19 protein-coding genes are annotated in these 18,662 nt (G+C 63.5%); 10 read left to right on the top strand and 9 right to left on the bottom strand.

The genetic code is table 11. The features are described 5' to 3' along the window. Positions 1-15 precede the first annotated feature (15 nt). From ISS99_RS20630 to ISS99_RS20590, 9 genes are all read left to right on the top strand, one after another. The gene (locus tag ISS99_RS20630; RefSeq protein ID WP_204633994.1) at positions 16-1,209 is read left to right on the top strand and encodes an argininosuccinate synthase; all 1,194 of its coding nucleotides are present in this window, start codon (positions 16-18) and stop codon (positions 1,207-1,209) included. Beyond that, on the top strand, positions 1,206-2,324 hold the full coding sequence (locus tag ISS99_RS20625; RefSeq protein WP_204633486.1) for an acetylornithine deacetylase: 1,119 nt from the start codon (positions 1,206-1,208) through the stop codon (positions 2,322-2,324). The genes ISS99_RS20630 and ISS99_RS20625 overlap by 4 nt, the downstream gene beginning before the upstream one ends. A gap of 37 nt (positions 2,325-2,361) precedes the next feature. Then, positions 2,362-3,627, top strand: coding sequence for an acetylglutamate kinase (locus tag ISS99_RS20620; protein ID WP_239538495.1), 1,266 nt, complete (start codon positions 2,362-2,364; stop codon positions 3,625-3,627). Positions 3,628-3,632: 5 nt separating this feature from the next. Beyond that, positions 3,633-4,589, top strand: coding sequence for an N-acetyl-gamma-glutamyl-phosphate reductase (argC, locus tag ISS99_RS20615; RefSeq protein ID WP_204633484.1), 957 nt, complete (start codon positions 3,633-3,635; stop codon positions 4,587-4,589). A gap of 46 nt (positions 4,590-4,635) precedes the next feature. Next, entirely contained in the window at positions 4,636-5,931 is a 1,296-nt protein-coding gene (gene argH / locus ISS99_RS20610; RefSeq protein WP_204633483.1) for an argininosuccinate lyase, read from the top strand. Between the two features lie 10 nt (positions 5,932-5,941). After that, complete coding sequence (locus ISS99_RS20605) at positions 5,942-6,304, top strand: cupin domain-containing protein (protein WP_204633482.1); 363 nt, start codon at positions 5,942-5,944, stop codon at positions 6,302-6,304. Next, positions 6,301-7,473 (top strand): glutamate 5-kinase, encoded by a 1,173-nt coding sequence (gene proB / locus ISS99_RS20600; protein WP_204633481.1) that lies wholly within the window; start codon positions 6,301-6,303, stop codon positions 7,471-7,473. Before ISS99_RS20605 ends, proB begins: the two co-directional genes overlap by 4 nt. Further along, a complete protein-coding gene (locus tag ISS99_RS20595) occupies positions 7,470-8,735 on the top strand; it encodes a glutamate-5-semialdehyde dehydrogenase (protein ID WP_204633480.1) in 1,266 nt (421 codons plus the stop codon). Before proB ends, ISS99_RS20595 begins: the two co-directional genes overlap by 4 nt. 66 nt (positions 8,736-8,801) lie before the next feature. Then, positions 8,802-9,212 carry a hemerythrin domain-containing protein gene (locus ISS99_RS20590; RefSeq protein ID WP_204633479.1) on the top strand — a complete coding sequence of 137 codons (411 nt, stop codon included), beginning with the start codon at positions 8,802-8,804 and terminating at the stop codon, positions 9,210-9,212. A gap of 133 nt (positions 9,213-9,345) precedes the next feature. On the opposite strand, the gene kynU is transcribed toward ISS99_RS20590, so the two are convergent. From kynU to ISS99_RS20560, 6 genes are all read right to left on the bottom strand, one after another. Further along, positions 9,346-10,629 carry a kynureninase gene (kynU, locus tag ISS99_RS20585; RefSeq protein WP_204633478.1) on the bottom strand — a complete coding sequence of 428 codons (1,284 nt, stop codon included), beginning with the start codon at positions 10,627-10,629 and terminating at the stop codon, positions 9,346-9,348. A gap of 72 nt (positions 10,630-10,701) precedes the next feature. After that, complete coding sequence (locus ISS99_RS20580) at positions 10,702-11,223, bottom strand: hypothetical protein (protein ID WP_204633477.1); 522 nt, start codon at positions 11,221-11,223, stop codon at positions 10,702-10,704. Next, on the bottom strand, positions 11,220-12,248 hold the full coding sequence (locus tag ISS99_RS20575) for an amidohydrolase family protein (RefSeq protein ID WP_204633476.1): 1,029 nt from the start codon (positions 12,246-12,248) through the stop codon (positions 11,220-11,222). The genes ISS99_RS20580 and ISS99_RS20575 overlap by 4 nt, the downstream gene beginning before the upstream one ends. Positions 12,249-12,346: 98 nt before the next feature. Further along, positions 12,347-14,449, bottom strand: a complete 2,103-nt coding sequence (locus tag ISS99_RS20570) for an FUSC family protein (RefSeq protein ID WP_204633475.1) — start codon at positions 14,447-14,449, stop codon at positions 12,347-12,349. Between the two features lie 243 nt (positions 14,450-14,692). Continuing rightward, a complete protein-coding gene (gene efpL, locus ISS99_RS20565) occupies positions 14,693-15,256 on the bottom strand; it encodes an elongation factor P-like protein EfpL (protein WP_204633474.1) in 564 nt (187 codons plus the stop codon). 112 nt (positions 15,257-15,368) lie between these two features. Continuing rightward, positions 15,369-16,136 (bottom strand): SDR family NAD(P)-dependent oxidoreductase, encoded by a 768-nt coding sequence (locus ISS99_RS20560; protein WP_204633473.1) that lies wholly within the window; start codon positions 16,134-16,136, stop codon positions 15,369-15,371. 244 nt (positions 16,137-16,380) lie between these two features. Between ISS99_RS20560 and ISS99_RS20555 the strand changes: the two genes are divergently transcribed. Further along, positions 16,381-16,719 carry an RcnB family protein gene (locus tag ISS99_RS20555; RefSeq protein ID WP_204633472.1) on the top strand — a complete coding sequence of 113 codons (339 nt, stop codon included), beginning with the start codon at positions 16,381-16,383 and terminating at the stop codon, positions 16,717-16,719. 78 nt (positions 16,720-16,797) lie between these two features. Here the strand turns inward: ISS99_RS20555 and ISS99_RS20550 are convergent, their stop codons facing one another. From ISS99_RS20550 to ISS99_RS20540, 3 genes are all read right to left on the bottom strand, one after another. Further along, positions 16,798-17,295, bottom strand: a complete 498-nt coding sequence (locus ISS99_RS20550; RefSeq protein WP_204633471.1) for a hypothetical protein — start codon at positions 17,293-17,295, stop codon at positions 16,798-16,800. A 196-nt stretch (positions 17,296-17,491) separates the two neighbouring features. After that, positions 17,492-18,061, bottom strand: a complete 570-nt coding sequence (locus ISS99_RS20545; RefSeq protein ID WP_204633470.1) for a GNAT family N-acetyltransferase — start codon at positions 18,059-18,061, stop codon at positions 17,492-17,494. Beyond that, positions 18,058-18,651, bottom strand: a complete 594-nt coding sequence (locus tag ISS99_RS20540) for a YdeI/OmpD-associated family protein (RefSeq protein ID WP_204633469.1) — start codon at positions 18,649-18,651, stop codon at positions 18,058-18,060. The genes ISS99_RS20545 and ISS99_RS20540 overlap by 4 nt, the downstream gene beginning before the upstream one ends. Positions 18,652-18,662 lie beyond the last annotated feature (11 nt).

The following is an 18,662-nucleotide window of genomic DNA, read 5'->3' as shown; positions in this document are numbered from 1 at the left end:
TTTTTTGGATCCCGCATCATGAGCAAAGACATCGTTCTCGCGTTCTCCGGTGGCCTCGACACCAGTTTCTGCATTCCGTACTTGCAAGAGCGCGGCTGGGCGGTACATACCGTGTTCGCCGATACCGGCGGAGTCGACGCCGAAGAGCGGGCGTACATCGAGGCGCGCGCCAAGGAACTGAAAGCCGCCAGCCACGTCACCGTCGATGGCGGCCCGGCGATCTGGAATGGTTTCGTCAAGCCGTTCACCTGGGCAGGCGAAGGCTATCAGGGGCAATATCCTTTGCTGGTATCCGATCGTTACCTGATCGTGGACGCAGCGCTCAAGCGTTGCGCCGAACTGGGCACCCGCGCCATCGCGCACGGCTGCACCGGCATGGGCAACGACCAGGTGCGCTTCGACCTGGCGGTGAAGGCGCAGGGCGACTATGAAATCGTCGCACCGATCCGCGAAATCCAGAAAGAACACACCGAGGTGCGCGCGTACGAGCAGAAGTACCTGGAAGACCTGGGTTTCGGCGTGCGCGCCAAGCAGAAGGCCTACACCATCAACGAAAACCTGCTGGGCCTGACCATGTCCGGCGGCGAAATCGATCGCTGGCAGGCACCGGGCGAAGGTGCCGTGGGCTGGTGCAAGCCGCGCCCTGAATGGCCGTCCAAGCCTCTGCAACTGAAGATCAGCTTCGTCAACGGCGAAGCGGTCGCACTGGACGGCGAAAAGATGGTCGGCCACCTGATGCTGGCCAAGCTCAATACGCTGCTCGCGCAATATGGCGTAGGCCGCGGCATTTACACCGGCGATACCACCATCGGCCTGAAGGGACGCATCATTTTCGAAGCCCCCGGCCTGACCGCGCTGCTGGTCGCGCATCGTGCCCTGGAGGAAGCGGTGCTAACCAAGCAGCAAAACCGCTTCAAACCCGAAGTGGCGCGCAAGTGGGTGGAACTGGTCTATGAAGGCTTCTTCCACGATCCGTTGAAAACCGACCTCGAAGCCTTCCTGGCGTCCAGCCAGGCCACCGTCAACGGCGACGTTACCTTGGAAACCAGCGGTGGCATCGTCAACGCCGTGGCGATCGAATCCAAGCACATCCTCAATGCCAAGGGCGCCACCTATGCGCAGGCGGCCGACTGGGGCGTGGCCGAGGCGGAAGGCTTCATCAAGCTGTTCGGAATGAGCAGCACCTTGTGGGCCGAGGTCAATCGATGAGTGCGGAACTCGCTAGAGCCGCACTGCTGGACGCGACGCTGGCGCATCTGCGTGCGCTGGTGTCGTTCGACACGCGCAATCCTCCGCGCGAAATCGGCACCGGCGGCATCTTCGACTACCTGAGCGAGCATCTGCCCGGCTTTCAGGTGAAAGTCGAAGACCATGGTGCAGGCGCGGTGACCTTGTATGCGGTGCGCGGCAAGCCGAAATATTTGTTCAACGTGCATCTGGATACCGTGCCCGATTCGCCGCACTGGAGCCGCGACCCGCACGAGTTGCTGGTAACCGAAGACCGGGCCATCGGCCTGGGTGCCTGCGACATCAAGGGCGCCGCCGCCGCGCTGCTCGCGGTCGCGAATGCCAGCCAAGGCGACTTGGCTTTGCTGTTGTCCACCGACGAAGAGGCGAACGATCCGCGCTGCATCGCCGCCTTTCTGAAAGAAGGCCATTCCTACGACGCGATCATCGTCGCCGAACCCACCCGCGGTGAAGCAGTGCTCGCCCACCGCGGCATTCATTCGGTACAGATGAGGTTTCAAGGCCAGGCAGGGCATGCGTCCGGCGAGCAGCGTCCCAGCGACAATGCCTTGCATCAGGCGATGCGCTGGGGCGCGGCAGCGCTGGACTATGTCGAACGCCAGGCACACGAACGTTTTGGCGGACTGACCGGGCTGCGCTTCAACATCGGTCGCGTCGAAGGCGGCATCAAGGCGAATGTGATTGCGCCGACCGCCGATGTCCGTTTCGGCTTCCGTCCGCTGCCGAGCATGAATCCGGATCAGCTGCTGGAGGCTTTTCGCACGCTGGTCGAGCTGCATCCCGTGGAATTTGCCGAATTGTTCCGCGGGGTGTCGTTGCCCGCGGGCGATACGGCCACGGCCGAAACCAGGCGCCTGGCCGCACGCGACGTCGCCGACGAACTGGGCATTCCGGTGGGCAACGCGGTGAATTTCTGGACCGAGTCCGCCTTGTTCTCCGCCGGAGGCTACATCTCCTTTGTCTACGGACCCGGGGACATTGCCCAGGCGCATACGGCCGACGAATGGGTTGCCTTGGATCAATTGCAGCAATACGCCGAAACCATTTACGAGATCGTCAACCGTGGAAGCGCATAAGAACACCCGTCAAACCATTGTGCGCCTGCTCTCCGCGATGGGCAGCGCCAAGGAAATCCAGCAGTACCTCAAGCGTTTTTCGCAGCTTGACGCCAAGCGCTTCGCCGTGGTCAAGGTCGGCGGTGCGGTATTGCGCGATGAGCTCGCCGACCTGACTTCTTCGCTGACCTTCCTGCAGCAGGTCGGATTGACGCCCATCGTGTTGCACGGCGCCGGCCCGCAGCTCGACGAAGAACTGCAGGCCGCAGGCATCACCAAGCAGACCATCAACGGCCTGCGCGTGACCTCGCCCAAGGCCTTGGGCATCGTCCGGCGCGTGTTCCAGCAGCAGAACCTTCGCCTGGTCGAAGCGCTGCAGGCGATGAACACGCGCGCCACCTCGGTGCCGTCGGGGGTCTTCATGTCCAGTTTCCTGGACAAAGAAACCTACGGCATGGTCGGCAAGGTCGACAGCATCAACCTGGCGCCGATCGAGGCCAGCCTGCGCGCCGGCTCCATTCCGGTGATCGCCAGCCTGGGCGAAACGGATGAAGGCCAGTTCCTGAACATCAACGCGGATTTCGCCGCCAATGACCTGGTGCGCGTGCTGCAGCCGTACAAGATCATCTTCCTGACCGGCACCGGCGGCCTGCTCGATGATCAGGGGCGCATCATCGACTCCATCAATCTGAGCACCGAATTCGATCATCTGATCGCGCAACCGTGGATCAACGGCGGCATGCGCGTGAAGATCGAACAGATTGCCGACTTGCTGCAAAGCCTGCCGCTGACCTCCTCGGTGTCGATCACGCGCCCATCCGAGCTGGCCAAGGAACTGTTCACCCACAAGGGTTCCGGCACCCTGGTGCGTCGCGGTGAAAAAGTCTTTCGCTATGAAAGCTGGGAAGGTATCGATCTGGCGCGCATGCGCGAGCTGATCGAGTCGAGCTTCGGACGCAAGCTGGTCGACAATTATTTCGAGCGCACGCAGCCGTATCGCGTTTACGTCAGCGAGAACTACCGCGCGGCGATGATCCTCACCTGCGAGGATGGCCTGGTCTATCTGGACAAGTTCGCCGTGCTCGACGATGCCCAGGGCGAAGGCCTCGGGCGCGCAGTCTGGCTGGTCATGCGCGAGGAAAATCCCAGCCTGTTCTGGCGCTCGCGCCACGGCAACCAGGTCAATATTTTCTATTACGCCGAATCGGATGGCTGCTACAAGCAGGAACGCTGGAAGGTGTTCTGGTACGGCATGGAAGGATTCGACACCATCGCACGCTGCGTCGCTCACTGCGCCGTGCGCCAACCCACCCTGGTGGACTGATCGACATGGCTGATTCCAAGAAAAGCATCGGTATCGTTGGCGCGCGCGGCCACACCGGGGCCGAACTCATTCGGTTGGTGGCGGCCCATCCCTCGCTGGAGCTCGCGTATGTTTCCTCGCGCGAGCTGGACGGCCAGCGCGTGGATGCACACGTCGCCGAGTACCGGGGGGATCTGTGCTACAGCTCGCCGGCACACGAAGACCTTCCCGGCCTGGGTGCCCACATCGTGGTGCTGGCGCTGCCTAACGGCAAGGCAGCGGCCTGTGTCGAAGCCTTCGATGCGGCGGGCAAGGATCCGGTGATCGTGGATTTGTCGGCGGATTACCGCTTCGACAAGCAATGGTATTACGGGTTGCCGGAGCTCACGCGTGGCAAATGGCGCGGTGAAAAGCGCATCAGCAATCCGGGTTGCTATGCCACCGCCATCCAGCTTTCCATCGCGCCGCTCAAGGATGTGCTTGCCGCGCCGCCAGTGTGTTTTGGCGTTTCGGGTTATTCCGGTGCCGGCACCACGCCATCGGACAAGAACAATCCGGAACTGCTGCGCGACAACCTGATGCCGTATGCACTGACCGGCCACGTGCACGAGAAGGAAGCCAGTTGGCACCTGGGCATCCCGGTGGAATTCATGCCGCACGTTGCCCCGCACTTTCGCGGTTTGACCGTCACCACCAATCTCTACTTGTCGCGCGCACACAAGCGCGAAGACATCCAGGCGCTGTTCCAGCATCGCTACGGTAGCGAGAAGCTGGTGCGCGTAGTGGATGAGGCACCGTGGGTCAGTCGGATCGCCGGCAAGCACCACGTCGAGGTCGGCGGTTTCGCGATGTCGTCCGATGGCAAGCGCGTGGTGGTGGTCGCTACCCTGGACAACCTGCTCAAAGGGGCTGCAACGCAAGCCATGCAGAACATCAATCGCGCCATCGGCGTGGATGAATACACGGCCATTCCCGCCCACTGAACCCCTCTCCCTCTGGGAAGAGGGTCAAAGCAAAGAGAATTTCGTCATGACCGACCTCCTTTGGCAAAAAGCCGGCGTCGAAACCAATGCCCGGATCATGAAATTCCTGGCCGGCGACGACGTGCTGCTGGACCGCGAATTTTTTCTGCACGACATCACGGCCAGCAAGGCGCACGTCGAAGGGCTCGCCCACATCGGTGTGGTCAGTACCGAGGAAATGCAGAATCTCAAACGCGAGCTCGATGCATTGGCCGAAGATTTCCGTGCGGGACATTTCGTGCTGGACGAGCGTTACGAAGACGGCCACTCCGCCATCGAAGCACGCTTGACCGATCGCCTCGGTGACGCCGGCCGTCGCGTGCATACCGGGCGGAGCCGCAACGACCAGATCCTGGTTGCCACGCGCCTGTGGCTGAAAGACCAGCTTGCGGTGCTGGGAAATCATTGTCGCATCATCGCCGAAGTATGCCTGCAGCGCGCAGCCCAGCCCGCCTTGCCCTTGCCGGGCTATACCCATCTGCAACGTGCGGTGGTGTCGTCCACGGCGATGTGGTTTGCGGGCTTTGCCGAAGGCTTTGTCGACAACGCCTGGCGCGCGCGGCAAACCGCGGCGTGGATCGACGCCAACCCGCTGGGCACGGCCGCGGGCTACGGTGTGAACCTGCCTCTCGATCGCCAGCACACGACCAAGGCATTGGGCTTTGCGCGCATGCAGGTATCGCCCATCTATGCGCAGCTCTCGCGCGGCAAATTCGAAATGGCGGTGATGGAAAGCCTCGGTAGCGCCATGCTCGACGCGCGTCGCCTTGCATGGGATCTATCGCTGTTCACCACGGCGGAATTCAATTTCGTCTCGCTGCCCGCCGAATACACCACCGGCAGCTCCATCATGCCCAACAAGCGCAATCCCGACGTGGTGGAACTGCTACGTGCTTCCTATGCGACAGTGGCTGCGTCGCGCTGCGAGATCGAGCAGTTGTTGTCGCTGCCCTCGGGCTATCAACGCGATCTGCAATTCTCCAAGGGATCGCTGTTTCACGGCGTTACGCACGGGCTCGCCGCACTGGAATTGCTGCCCGACCTGCTTGCCCGCATGCAGTGGAACGAAGCGGCCATGCGAGCCGCCATCGAGCCGGCCATGTATGCCACCGATGTGGCCATTGAGCAGGCGGCCGCAGGCGTGCCGTTCCGCGATGCGTATCGGGCGGCGGCAGTTGCAGCCAGTTCGGCGGGGCAGGGTCGCACGCCGGAGCAGAGCCTGGCCGCACGCACTTCGCCCGGTGCGGGCAACGATCTGCACCTGGACATCTTGAAGCAACGGCTTGCCGATCTGGCCGCTTGAGGGAATGGCCATGGACACGGTCAGTACCGCCAACGCCGAGCACTATCACTGGGGTCAGGCTTGCGATGGCTGGCACCTGCTTGCCACCGGCGATCTGAGCGTGATCGAGGAACGGATGCCCCCGGGAAGCTTTGAACGGCGGCATCGTCACCTCCATGCACGCCAGTTTTTCTACGTGCTGGATGGCGAGGCGATATTGGAAGTGGAAGGCACGCTTCATCGCTTGCGCCGCGGCGAAGGCTTGCACGTACCGCCGCAAAGCGCGCATCAGATGCGCAACGACAGCGATGCCGACGTGCGTTTCATTGTGGTCTCTGCGCCGCGCAGTCACGGAGATCGCGTGGACGCGCCGACGGAAGAGGGCACGACGTGACGGCGCCGGCACGCCAGCTACCCGAGCGTGCGCTGCCTGCGTGGCACCGCGCCGTACTGAAGGTCGGCAGCAACCTGCTTGCCGCCGATGGCGGCGGATTGACGCCGCGCTATGCGCAGGCGCTTGCTGCGTTCGTCGAGAAGAGCCACCAGGAAGGGCGCGAAGTCGTGCTGGTATCCTCGGGCGCGGTGGCTGCCGGACGAGCCCTGATGCGCGAGCGAACCCGGTTGGACGGCGATCTTGCCGCGCGCCAGGCGCTCGCCGCGTTGGGTCAGGCCCCCATGATTGCGTTGTGGCAGGGCTTGTCGGATCGTCCCGTCGCGCAGGTGTTGCTGACGCACGACGATCTGCGCAACCGCCGCCGATATCTCAATGCGCGTGCCACCTTGCGCGAATTGCTGACGTTGGGTGTGCTGCCTGTCGTGAATGAAAACGACACGGTGGCGGTGGACGAGCTCAAGCTGGGCGACAACGACAACCTCGCCGCCATCGTCGCCGCCCTGGTCGATGCCGATCTGCTGCTGATCGCTTCGGACGTGGACGCGCTGTACAGTGCCGATCCGCGACGCGATCCGCATGCGCAGCCTATCGGCCACGTGCCGCAGCTCACGGCAGATATCGTTGCCATGGCCAGCGGAAGCGGCACGTCGGTCGGCACCGGCGGCATGCGGACCAAGCTGCAGGCGGCCGACAAGGCGGCGGCAGCCGGCATTCCCACGGCGTTGTTCAGCGGCCGCGACGAAGCCACCGTGGCAGCGCTTGCCAGCCACCGGCTGCGTGGTACGTTGATAGACGTGTCGGGCAACCGTATGCAGGCCCGCAAATACTGGCTGCGTCACGCGCCGGGCGGTGTCGGGCGCATCAGTGTCGATGCGGGTGCCGCACGTGCCTTGCTTGGCGGGCGCGCATCGCTCTTGCCCGGGGGTATCCTGGGTGTGTCGGGTGAGTTCCACCGCGGTGATCTGGTGGAAATCGTCGATGCCGGAGACCGGGCAATCGCACGTGGCCTGTGCCAATACGGTGCCGCGGAAGTGCGCCGCCTGGCCGGCCGCCACAGCCGGGAAATCGAAGCGGCACTGGGTTACAGCTATGGTGCCGAGATCGTGCATCGCGACGATCTGGCAACAGTCGTGGATCCGCAAACGAAGGCGGGAGAAACCAGCACGTGAGCGACATTCGGAACCTGGCATTGGCGTGCCGCGATGCGGCCCAGACGTTGTTCTCGCTTGACGGCGAGAGCAAGCGCGAACTGTTGCGAGGCATGGCAGCTGCCCTCGATGCGCACAGCGAAACCATTCTTGCGGCCAATGCGCGCGATTTGCAGCAAGCGGCCGCCAAGGGTGTTCAAGGCGCCATGCTGGATCGCCTTCGTCTGGATGCTTCGCGCGTAGCAGCCATTGCGCACGCGGTGCGCGAGATTGCCGCCTTGCCCGATCCGGTCGGGCTGGTGACGCGCCAGGAGACTCGTCCCAATGGTCTGCAAGTGGAGCGCGTACGCATTCCGCTGGGCGTCATCGCGATGATTTACGAAGCCCGCCCGAACGTCACCGCCGATGCCGCGGCGCTGTGCCTGATGGCCGGCAATGCCGTCATCCTGCGCGGCGGCTCGGAGGCATTGCATTCGAATGTGGCGATCGCCCAGGTGCTGCGTGACGTACTGGAGCAACGCGACATTCCCGCTGCCGCACTCACCTTGATCGAGGACTTGCGCCGCGAAACCATGGTGGAATTGCTGCAGTTGAGCGACATCATCGACTTGGCCATTCCGCGTGGAGGCGAGGGGCTGATCCGTTTCGTCGCCGAACATGCGCGCGTGCCGATCATCAAGCACTACAAGGGCGTTTGCCACCTGTATGTCGATGCTTCTGCCGACGAAGCGCGAGCGCTGAATCTGCTGGTCGACGGCAAGACGTCTCGCCCGGGCGTGTGCAATGCGTTGGAAACGCTGTTGATCCATCGCGACATCGCGGCGTCCTTTCTGCCCAAGGTGGTAGCCGCGCTGGAAGAGCGCGGCGTCGAACTGCGTGGCTGCGAACGCTCCCGCACTCTGGTGCCGGGCATGCGCGCGGCCACCGAGGAAGACTATGCCGCGGAATTTCTAGATCTGATTCTGGCCATTCGCGTGGTGGACGATCTGGGCGCAGCCATCGGCCACATCCAGCGGTTTGGGTCTGACCACACCGAGGTTATCGTGACGCGCAACGACGAATCGGCGCGCCGGTTCGTACAGGCCATTCGCTCGGCCGTCGTCATGGTCAACGCATCGTCCCGTTTCTCCGATGGCGGCGAGCTCGGCCTGGGCGCGGAGATCGGCATTTCCACTACCCGCCTGCATGCCTATGGCCCGATGGGGGCGGAGGCGCTTACCGTTGAGCGGTTTGTCGTACGCGGCGAGGGCCAGGTGCGCCATCCTTCCAGCCGCTTAGACTAGCGCAAGCTTCAGTTCAGCTTCCTCGGGCCGATACAGGTGACGGGACAACCACCTGGGGAGGGAAACGTGAACATCGAAAAGTTCAAGCGCGAGCATGCGGATCTGCTCGCAGCAGTCACCGCTTTGCGCGAGCTGGTCCAGACGGGTGTGCAGGAACACGCGGACAAAATTCTGGCGCAGCTGGTCGGTATGAGCTCGGTGATCAAGCTGCATTTGGCGGCGGAGGATCGCGTGCTGTATCCGGCTCTCATGAGTGCCGGCGATCCGCTGGTTGCCGAAACCGGCAAGCGCTTTCAGGAAGAAATGGGCGATCTAGCGCAAGCCTACGCGGGCTTCGTTTCGCGCTGGAATCTGGCATCGCGAATCAGCCAGGATCCGGAAGGTTTCCGCAACGATGCCAATAATGTGTTCAAGGCATTGCACCTGCGCGTGCAACGCGAAAATCGCGAACTCTATCCGCTGGCCGAGCAGGTCTAGCGAAATCGCCTGCGGCAGATCGGGCGGCAGGCGATGCGGGATTTCAAGGCTTGCAAAGGCGGTAAGGGCAGCACTGCGCCCGGTGCCTGAGAGCAAATCGGTGCTGCCGGAGCACAGGCTCCGGCAGCATCCTTCATACTGTTTGACTGCTCCAGTCGCGTACGGCTTGCGCAAACGCCAGGCAATCGGCGAATCGGTTGTACAGCGGCGCCGGCGAGATGCGGATGACATCCGGCTCGCGCCAGTCGCCAATCACGCCGTGTTCGATCAGGTAGTCGAACAACGACCGTCCGCGTTCGCGGCCGCCCAATACACGGATCGAAAGCTGCGAGCCGCGGCGTTCGGTTTCTTTGGGCGTGACGATGTCCAGCACGCCGGCGAGCTGGCTCTGCACCAGCCATTCCAGATAACCGGTGAGCTGCAGCGATTTTTCGCGCAGGCGCTGCATGCCTGCGCGGTGGAATATGTCCAGCGAGATGCGCAACGGCGCCAGCGCCAGAATCGGCGGATTGGAAAGCTGCCAGCCGTCCGCGCCGGGAGTGGGCACGAATTCCGGTCCCATCTGGAATCGCGTGGTTTTGTCGTGTCCCCACCAGCCGGCAAAACGCGGCAAGGTGGCGTGGGCGTGACGCGCGTGCACGAAAGCTCCGCCCACCGCGCCGGGACCCGCATTGAGGTATTTGTAGCTGCACCAGATCGCAAAGTCGGCGCCGCTGTCGTGCAGGCGCAGCGGCAGGTTGCCGACCGCGTGGGCCAGATCGAAGCCCACCGTGCAGCCATGCTCGTGGGCGAGCTTGGTAATCGCCTGCAGGTCGAAGGCCTGGCCGGTGCGGTACTGCACACCCGGCAGCATCACCAGCGCAATGCGCGAACCGTGCTCGGCCAGTGCGCGCTCGATCGCGGCCATGGATAGCGTGCCGTTCGCCTCGTCGCCCTCCAGTTCGATCAGCGACAGCTGCGGGCTGAAACCGTGGAAGCGGATCTGCGATTCCAGCGCATAGCGGTCGGTGGGAAAGGCGCCGGCTTCCATCAGGATGGCGTGGCGATCGGGAGTCGGGCGATAGAAGCTCACCATCATCAGGTGCAGGTTCACGCCCAGCGTGTTCATGGCCACGACTTCGTCGGGCTGTGCACCGACGACTTCCGCGAGATGGTCGCGCACGAATTCGTGATAGTCCATCCACGGCAGTCGGCCCTTGAAGTGGCCTTCCACGCCCAGCTCGCCCCAATAGTTGAGTTCCGCGTTGACGGCTTCACGCACCGCGCGCGGCTGCAAGCCCAGCGAGTTGCCGCAGAAATAATGGCTTTCGCCGCCGGTGTGCGGCGGAATCAGGAATTCATCGCGAAACGCACGCAGCGGATCGTTGGCGTCGCGGGCCTGGGCCCAGGCAGCAGTGGCTTCGTAGGGTGCGGACATCGGTACATTCCAGCTTGATTCGTGCGAAGTCCCGTTCGGCACGGGACGACGAAGGAGAGGCGTTCGGGCGGATCAACTGCCCAATGTGGTGGCGATGGCGCGGCAACCTTTGTCGAACGTCGCGGCCCAGTCCTGCCCTGCCTGGCTGGTGACGGGGCGGGCGCAACGCAGTTGAATCGCATGGCCGTTACGGAACCAGTAGCGCTCGACGTAGGTATAAGGCGTGCCGCTTTCGCTGGCGGTGTAGATGAAGCTGTTTTGATCGCCCGACGTGCTTTGACCGGGCTGGTAGTTCTTGAGCTGCTTGGCCTTTGCCACCGCGCCGCCCACGTAGGTGTTGAAATCCTGCAGATTGGCAGCCTGCTTCACCGTGACGCTCACGCGCGCCAAGGTGGTGCTGGCGCTGGGCGACGGATCGGGAACCTGGAACACGCGTACTTCCGGATCGCCATCGACCTGCATGATGCCTACCCAGCTCGAAGGCGTGCTGAAGTGCACGCTGCCGGACGCCATGCTGACATCGTCCGCTCGTGCCACCGCGATGCTGGCCAGTGCCAAGACAGCGGTCACCATCGTGTAACGCCTGAAATTCATGCGTGCTCCTGAGATTCGGTAGTGAAACGACGTAGTGGCAACCCCAGCCATTCCAGCGCGGTGCCGTGAAACAGGCGAGCGCGGTCCGGGTCATCGAGGCTCAGCGATTCGATGCCGCTGCCTGGGTGCTGCTCCCCCAAGGGGAAAGGATAGTCGGTGCCGAGCATGACGCGGTCGACGCCGGTCACATCCAGCAGATAGCGCAGGGCCTGGGGATCGTGCACGCAGGAATCGAAATACAGGCGCTTGAGGTATTCGCGCGGATTGCGCGGGTTGTCGGTGGCAACCAGGTCGGGCCGCATGCGGAAGCCGTGCTCGATGCGTCCGATCGTCCAGGGGAAGCTGCCGCCGCCATGCGCCAGCATCACGCGCAGCTTGGGCAGCCGTTCAAGCACACCGCCAAACGCCAGGCAGCAGGCCGCACGCGATTGTTCCGCCGGCATGCCGACCAGCCAGGGCAGCCAGTACTTGGGCATGGTGGCGGCGCCCATCATGTCCCAGGGGTGCACCATGATGGCGGCGCCGAGATCGGCAGCCGCTTCGAAGAACGGGAAAAGTTCCGGCGCGTCCAGGTTCCATTCGTTGCAGTGCGAACCGACCTGCACGCCGCACAGGCCCAGTTCGTCGATGCAGCGCTCAAGTTCGCGGATCGCCAGGTCCGGTGCCTGCAGCGGGACGGTGCCGATGCCGGCGTAGTGCCTGGGGAAATCCCGGCACATCTCGCCCATGTGGTCATTGAGATGCCGGTGCAATTCCAGCGCCTGGTAGCCCGGCGCCCAGTATGAAAACAGCACCGGTACGGTGGAGATCACCTGTACGTCCACGCCGAAGCGGGCGTAATCGTTGATGCGATGCTGCGGATCGAACGAGGATTCCCACACTTCGCGGAAGAACTTGCCGTCCTTGTAGATGCGATGCCGTCCGTCGTTGTGGTTCATCACCGGGAACGCGTCGTTGCCGTACTTGGCGGCCAGGTTGGGCCAGTCGCGCGGAAGGATGTGGGCGTGGGTGTCTATTTTCAGCATTCGCCAAGTGTAGCGCCTGCCGCCGTTGGGGGCTCGTGCACGGGTCCAGGGCCTGTTAGCACTATTTTCGCGAGCCACGAAAATAGTGCTAACAGGCGCTAGGAGGGCACGCGTTGGTTCCCGTGCGTGGCCGTCTCCTGCGGTCCGCGGCCGACCACGTAGGCGAGCGTGTTGATGTTGTCGACCAGGCGGTCGCTGATGCGCACGATCTGCTCGGCGCGCGGCTTGTCGTCGGCCATGGCCAGCAGGCTGGACAGGCTGCGCTGCAGTTGCCGCAGTTCCGGCGCGGGGCGGGGCGGCTGGTTGGTGCGCAAGGCGAGGGCCAGGTCGTGCAGGTACGCGGCCGAATGATCGATGAAGTAAGTGACTTCGGTTTGCTCGGGCAGGTTGTCGCAATCGTGCAGCAAGGCTTCCAGTGTCATAGTCGTGCGCGCCAGGCGGTTGCCATTGAGAAATAGCGCGTTGGCCAGTTCCAGCAGGGCCAGGGGTGTGGCCGGCTCGGCCTGCATGCGATCGAGCGATGCCTGCGCATTGGTGCGCGCGGTGCGTGCGGCGGTGCGTGTTTCGCGATGACTGTCGCGCTGCTGCGGATGGGCCAGCGCGCCCAGGTAGTGGGCGTAGGCGTCAAGCATGTCCGAGAGCGCGGCGCGGGCGCGCCCGCGCTCCCAGGTGGGCCACACGACATAGGCCAGCAATGCCATGCCGCTGCCGAGCGCGGTATTGAGTACGCGGTCGAGCACGGCCGTACCCGAGTTCACGCCCTCGAACGAAAGAAAGATCACCACGGTGCCGGTCAGCGCCGCCACTGCGATGCCGTAGTGGGCGGTGGCTAGGTAGCGAAACGCCATGCACAGCAAGGCCATCAGCGCGAGGTGCGTCCATGCATCGTGTGGAGTGACCAGCAGCAGCGCCGTGGTCAGCACCAGCCCGAGAATGGTGCCCACCACGCGCAGCAATCCAAAATTGAAGGTGGCAGCGAAATCCGGGCGCAGCACGATGGCGGCGGTCATCGGCAACCAGTAGCCGTGCGGAAGTTGCCAGATGCGCGAAGCGAGCAGGGCCAGGCTCAGGCACGTGGCGCAACGCATGGCGTGGCGGAAAGCCACCGAATGAACGGTAAGGTTCGCACGCAGCACACCCAGTGCCGAGTTGCCGCGCAACGCGCTGGGCAGGCGCATTTCCGCTGTTTCCGCACGTGTCTCGCCGCGCGAGCCGGCCCAGTTGGCATTGCGCACGGCGGCAGCCAACTGGCCGGACAATGCGTGGATGTGCGCCGCGACGCTGTCGTTGCGCGAATGGTTGTCGAGCAGTGCGCGTTCGCTGGCTTGCAGCGTTCGCAGCGCGCGCGAAGCCTGCTCGGGCGACTCGCCTGCTTCCAGTGCTTCGGCTACGGCATTGAGCACGCGCGAGGCATCGGCACGGAACAAGGCGAGGACCTGGGTGGCGCCATGCATGTTGGACATGGCCACCAGTTCAAGGCGGATGCGCTCAGCCAGCTCCAGCAGTACCGCGAAGGCTTCCATGGCGCGTCCCCGCGCATGGTGCTTGCCTAGCAGGGTTTGTTGCAGCGTGGTCATGGCGTCGGTCAGGGCAGGGACGTCGCCTTCGTCCTGCGCACGCTCGTTGGCCAATGTTGCCAGCCCCCGGTACACGGTAGCCAAGGCGTAGCGCTCCGGGCGGTAGCGCAACAACGGCCACGCAGCGACTGAAAACAGGGCCAGCAGCAAGCCGCCGCTGAAGATCAGGGCGGCGCCGACCAATGCTTCGTGCAGGCCGGCCGGCGACGCTGCGGTGACCACCAGCAGGATCATGCTGGTCATGCCCACGCGTGCGATGTCGGTGCCGAACACCACCAGCAAACCGCCAAAGAACCCGAAGGCCGCCGTGGCGAGAGTCATGGGCAGCAGTTCGCCGCCGACCAGAAAGCCGCATAGTGAGGCCAGCCCCGCCGCCAGCGATGCCAGGAACAGTTGCCAGAGCCGCTGCCGGTAAGGGCCGGGCTGATCGGAAAACATGGTGTCCAGCGCACCGGCGGCGACCGCCAGGCCCGCTTCCTGGTGGCCGGTCAGCATGCCGATGGCCAGCGGCAGCACGACGGCCGCGGTATTGCGCACCACCACCCACAGAGGCACGTCCGGACGCTTGGTCGCGGTCAGACTCTGCAGCACGCTGGCGCGCAGCGAATAAGCTCGGGTGGACATGGAGGGAATCGATGCCGTCGATGCATCGATTCTGCCTCACCGGTGCAGCCGGTGTCGCCTGTGGATCGGACGAAAATAGGGACCTGCTGCGACTCTCTGGCCCGGGTGGTGAGACGGCCGGGTTGAGGGGCAAATCTGCGACGGTATCGTTGTAAAAACACTTGATGAAGGCAGTCGCAAGAGCCGCCCCTCACCGCAATCCTCTCCCCGGAGTGGAGAGGAAGCCAATGCAAAAAGCCGTGCTTATGCGCGGCCGGCGAATTCGCCGGTCAGGGTGTTGACCCAGACTTTCTCATCGTTGGTGATGTATTCGGGCACCTGGATTTCGATACCGGTGTTGAGCTTGGCCGGCTTGGTGCGCTTGGTGGCGCTGGCGCCTTTCAGTTCCGGCGCCGTGTCGACCACGGTCAGCGTCACGCTGGTAGGTACCTGCAGGCCGACCGGCGCATCGTCGATCACCTGCACGTAATAACCTTCCACGCCTTCCACGATGTAGCCGGCATTGTCGCCGACCACTTCCGGGCCAAGCACGTACTGGGTGTAGTCCTCGTTGTCCATGAACACGAACGCATCGCCATCCATGTAGGAGAAGTTGGCCGGGCGGCGTGCCAGATCCACTTCTTTCAGATCGTCGTCGGCGCGCAGGCTGAGGTCGAACTTGCGTCCGCCGGGAATCGAGTACAGCGTGAAGCGGAAGGTGACGTTGCCGCCGCGGGCGGTCGGTGAGCTGCGCTCGATGTCGCGCACCTGGTAGACGGTGCCTTCGTGTTCGATCACGTTGGCTTTCTTGACGTCGGAAGCTTTCATGGATTTGAGCCGGGAATGGAGAGTAGGGAATCGGGATTCGTCAAAAGCGCAGCCACGCGAAAGTGGGCGGAGAACGGGGTTTGCGATTCCCGATTCTCCATACCCGATTCGCTTACTTGGGTTGCAGACGCACCGCGCCATCCAGGCGAATGGTTTCGCCGTTGATGTAGCGGTTGCCCAGGATGAACGCCACGGTGGAGGCAAATTCGTCTGGCTTGCCCAGGCGCGAGGGGAACGGAATCGAAGCGGACAGCGATTCCTGCACCTGCGGCGGCATGCCGTCGACCATGGGTGTCCAGAAGATGCCCGGGGCAATGGTCGCCACGCGAATGCCAAAGCGCGAAAGTTCGCGTGCCATCGGCAGGGTCATGCCCACCACGCCGCCCTTGGAAGCGGAGTAGGCGGCCTGGCCGATCTGGCCTTCGTAAGCGGCGACACTGGCGGTATTGATGATGACGCCGCGCTCGCCGTCTTCGCCGGCTTCATTGCTCTGCATCAGCGCAGCGCCGGCCTTGGCAACGTTGAAGCTGCCGACCAGGTTCACCATCACTGTGGAGGCGAAGGTGCCCAGCGGCATCGGGCCTTCCTTGCCCAGCACGCGGCCGGCGCCCAGGATGCCGGCGCAGTTGATCACCACGTTCAGGCCGCCCATGGCTTCCCTGGCCGCGGCCACGTTCGCGCTCACGCCCTCTTCGGAGGTGACGTCGGTACGGAAGAATCGCGCGCTGCCGCCCAGGGACTTGGCCGCTTCCTGGCCCTTCTCTTCGTTGACGTCGAACAGCGCGACCTGGGCGCCGTTCGCCGCCAGATGCTGGGCGACCGCATGGCCGAGACCGGAGGCGCCGCCGGTAATGATGGCCTTCACTTGATTGAGCTGCATGGGATATCCCGGGAACCTAAAACCGCAATGGTAGCGCAGAGCCCTTGGCCGTCGCCCGCGCGGGCAAGCTGAATGGCCGGAAGCAAGATTCACGAAGCATTCGGCAGGCTGACGCAATCTTGATCGCCCTGCCGGGAGCGCGACTCCGGGCAGGCCCCGGCCATGCCGGGGAGCGCGATATCCGCACAGGGAAAGGTGCAGCCGTGCGATTCCCGTGCAGTCAGGTCTCTACAAGGAGTACGCCATGAAGAAACAACTGGGAGCGCTCGCCCTTTGCGGCGCGATGCTGGTCTCGTCTCAATGTGTCATGGCCCAGGCCTATCGTCCTGGCCCGCCGCCTCCGCCGCCGGCCCCGCGCTATCACGGCATGTACGACCAGGGGCGCCACGAAGGCTGGTACAAGCGGAACGGACGCATTCCCCAGCAATATCGCGGCAGCCGGTATGTGGTCAGCGACTGGCGCCACTATCGCCTGAGGCCGCCGCCGCGCGGCTACCAGTACATCCGCAGCGACAACGGCGATTTCCTGCTCGCTGCGATCACGACGGGCGTGATCGTGAGCATCATCGCCGCCAATCATTGATGGCGCGCTCGATGCGTGCGCGATGAGCGAAAAGCCCCGGCAGGCATGCCGGGGCTTTTTGTTGCCGAGTGTCGCGCGTCAATACAGACAATGGTCCGTCAAGCTGTCGTAGATGGTTTTGCCGGTACGGGGCAAGGGAGTGAACAGCGGATTTGTATTGGAGAGCGCCTGTGCAAGTTCCGCTGCCGTGGTTCCCGGCGCCAGCGGTGTGGCGCATTGCCAGTTGCGCGGCTCGGCGATGATCCTGCCGTCGCTTGGGCTAACGGTTTCCTGGCTGGCGGCAAAGATGAATACGCATTCGCCCACCGTGCCGCTGGCGCTGTCGACTGAACAGCGGTAGCTCAAAGCCTCCAGGTTCGGGTATTCGCCCTCGCAGAAGGTATCGCCGCAAATGTCGTTGAAATTCACCTTCAGCCAATAGGCCGTGTCCAGCCAGCCATCTTGCTGTTGCCAGGTAGGCAAGGCATCCCAGATATCCACGTACGGTCCGGCCGCCTTGGCGGGCGCCGCCATGCCCAGCACGAACAGCGCGGCCAGGGCACAGGTGGCGCGTTGGATGATCGAACGAATACTCATGACTTCATCTCCCTATGATGCGATGCGCGCCGGAATGAGGCGCCGAGTCATTGAGCGCCTTGGGACGAAATCGCAGTAGGGGCCGCCCGCACGGTGTTGCGTATGCTTTCAAGCCGCAAGCACGTATGCCGGGCGGAAGACGGCTGTCAGCGTTTGCAACTGCGCTGACAGCGGAGTCCGTGCCGTCGGCCGGTTTTCAGGTGCGCTGCAATAGTGCGTGCAGCTCGTCTGTCTGCATCAGCGAGGAAAAGGTGTGCACGGCGGCAGGCGGATTCGCCGGCGGTTGCAGGGTTTTCTGCCACACGCCGACATCCCACCATTGCCCCAGCTTGTAGCCCGCTGCGCGCCAGACACCAGCCGGTGCGAAACCCATGGACTCGTGCAGCGCGACGCTGACCTGGCCGGGCAGGGTGATCACCCCGACCGCCTGGTTGATGCCCTGCAGGCGCATCACATCCAGCAACACCTCGTACAGGCGTCGTGCAATGCCGCGCCGACGCGCGTCGGCATGCACGTAGATGGAAGTCTCGGCGATCCAGTCGTAGGCGGCACGTTCGCGAAAACGCGTGGCATACGCATAAGCCAGCACTTCGCCGTGTTCTTCCCAGGCCAGCCATGGATAGTGCTGCAGGCGCGTGAGAATGCGTTGGCGCATGGCTTCCGCGCCGGGCAGTTCGGTTTCGAAAGTGATCGCCGTATCGGTAATCGTCGGTGCGTATATCGCGTGGATGGCTTCGGCGTCTTCGGCGCGGGCGATGCGAATCATTGCTGGTATTTCCAATTGCGGTGTTTGCCTTCGGCCAGCCACTCCAGCGCCGTAGTCATGCGTTTCTGGCGGGTGGCGTCGGTCTTGGCTTCGTTGATCCAGTCGATATATTCACGCTGGGCACTGGGGCTGAAAGCGTCGTAGTGTTTGCGCGCCGCCAGCTGCTTTTTCAGGAGTGCGGCGAAGTCCGCGGGCAATGCCGGTGCCGGTTTGGCGGGAGCCTTGGGACGTGCAGTTTTCTTGCCGGCCTCTTTCAGCGCCATCGCCTTGCGGATATAGCCGGCGAGATCTTTCTTGCTCGGCAAATCCTTGATCGAGAGGATCTTGCCGAATTCGCCCGCACCTTCCTTGGCGGCATCGCCCACGATTTCCTTTCCGTTCCAGAAACCCAAGCTGCAATACTGCTTGAAGGCAGCCATCGAGCACATCAGGCTGCCCTGATAGCTGAAGTGTGGGCAACCCCATTTGATGCCTTCTTCCACGTCGGGGCAGGTGGCGTGCACGACAGTGCGGATGTGTTCGAGGATGGGGTGGGCAAAGTCTGCGGACTTTGCGATGTATGCATCGATGGCTGGATTGCGGCTGGCCATGGCGCCCTCGC

Source organism: Dyella mobilis, assembly GCF_016904945.1.
Taxonomy (GTDB): domain Bacteria; phylum Pseudomonadota; class Gammaproteobacteria; order Xanthomonadales; family Rhodanobacteraceae; genus Dyella_B; species Dyella_B mobilis.
This window is presented reverse-complemented; position numbering and strand designations above follow the sequence as displayed.

Coding starts and splice junctions, on each gene's coding strand:
- ISS99_RS20625 (WP_204633486.1), top strand. CDS start 1,206: ATGAGTGCGGAACTCGCTAGAGCCGCACTGCTGGACGCGACGCTGGCG.
- ISS99_RS20620 (WP_239538495.1), top strand. CDS start 2,362: ATGGGCAGCGCCAAGGAAATCCAGCAGTACCTCAAGCGTTTTTCGCAG.
- argC (WP_204633484.1), top strand. CDS start 3,633: ATGGCTGATTCCAAGAAAAGCATCGGTATCGTTGGCGCGCGCGGCCAC.
- argH (WP_204633483.1), top strand. CDS start 4,636: ATGACCGACCTCCTTTGGCAAAAAGCCGGCGTCGAAACCAATGCCCGG.
- ISS99_RS20605 (WP_204633482.1), top strand. CDS start 5,942: ATGGACACGGTCAGTACCGCCAACGCCGAGCACTATCACTGGGGTCAG.
- kynU (WP_204633478.1), bottom strand. CDS start 10,629: ATGTCCGCACCCTACGAAGCCACTGCTGCCTGGGCCCAGGCCCGCGAC.
- ISS99_RS20580 (WP_204633477.1), bottom strand. CDS start 11,223: ATGAATTTCAGGCGTTACACGATGGTGACCGCTGTCTTGGCACTGGCC.
- ISS99_RS20575 (WP_204633476.1), bottom strand. CDS start 12,248: ATGCTGAAAATAGACACCCACGCCCACATCCTTCCGCGCGACTGGCCC.
- ISS99_RS20570 (WP_204633475.1), bottom strand. CDS start 14,449: ATGTCCACCCGAGCTTATTCGCTGCGCGCCAGCGTGCTGCAGAGTCTG.
- efpL (WP_204633474.1), bottom strand. CDS start 15,256: ATGAAAGCTTCCGACGTCAAGAAAGCCAACGTGATCGAACACGAAGGC.
- ISS99_RS20560 (WP_204633473.1), bottom strand. CDS start 16,136: ATGCAGCTCAATCAAGTGAAGGCCATCATTACCGGCGGCGCCTCCGGT.
- ISS99_RS20555 (WP_204633472.1), top strand. CDS start 16,381: ATGAAGAAACAACTGGGAGCGCTCGCCCTTTGCGGCGCGATGCTGGTC.
- ISS99_RS20550 (WP_204633471.1), bottom strand. CDS start 17,295: ATGAGTATTCGTTCGATCATCCAACGCGCCACCTGTGCCCTGGCCGCG.
- ISS99_RS20545 (WP_204633470.1), bottom strand. CDS start 18,061: ATGATTCGCATCGCCCGCGCCGAAGACGCCGAAGCCATCCACGCGATA.
- ISS99_RS20540 (WP_204633469.1), bottom strand. CDS start 18,651: ATGGCCAGCCGCAATCCAGCCATCGATGCATACATCGCAAAGTCCGCA.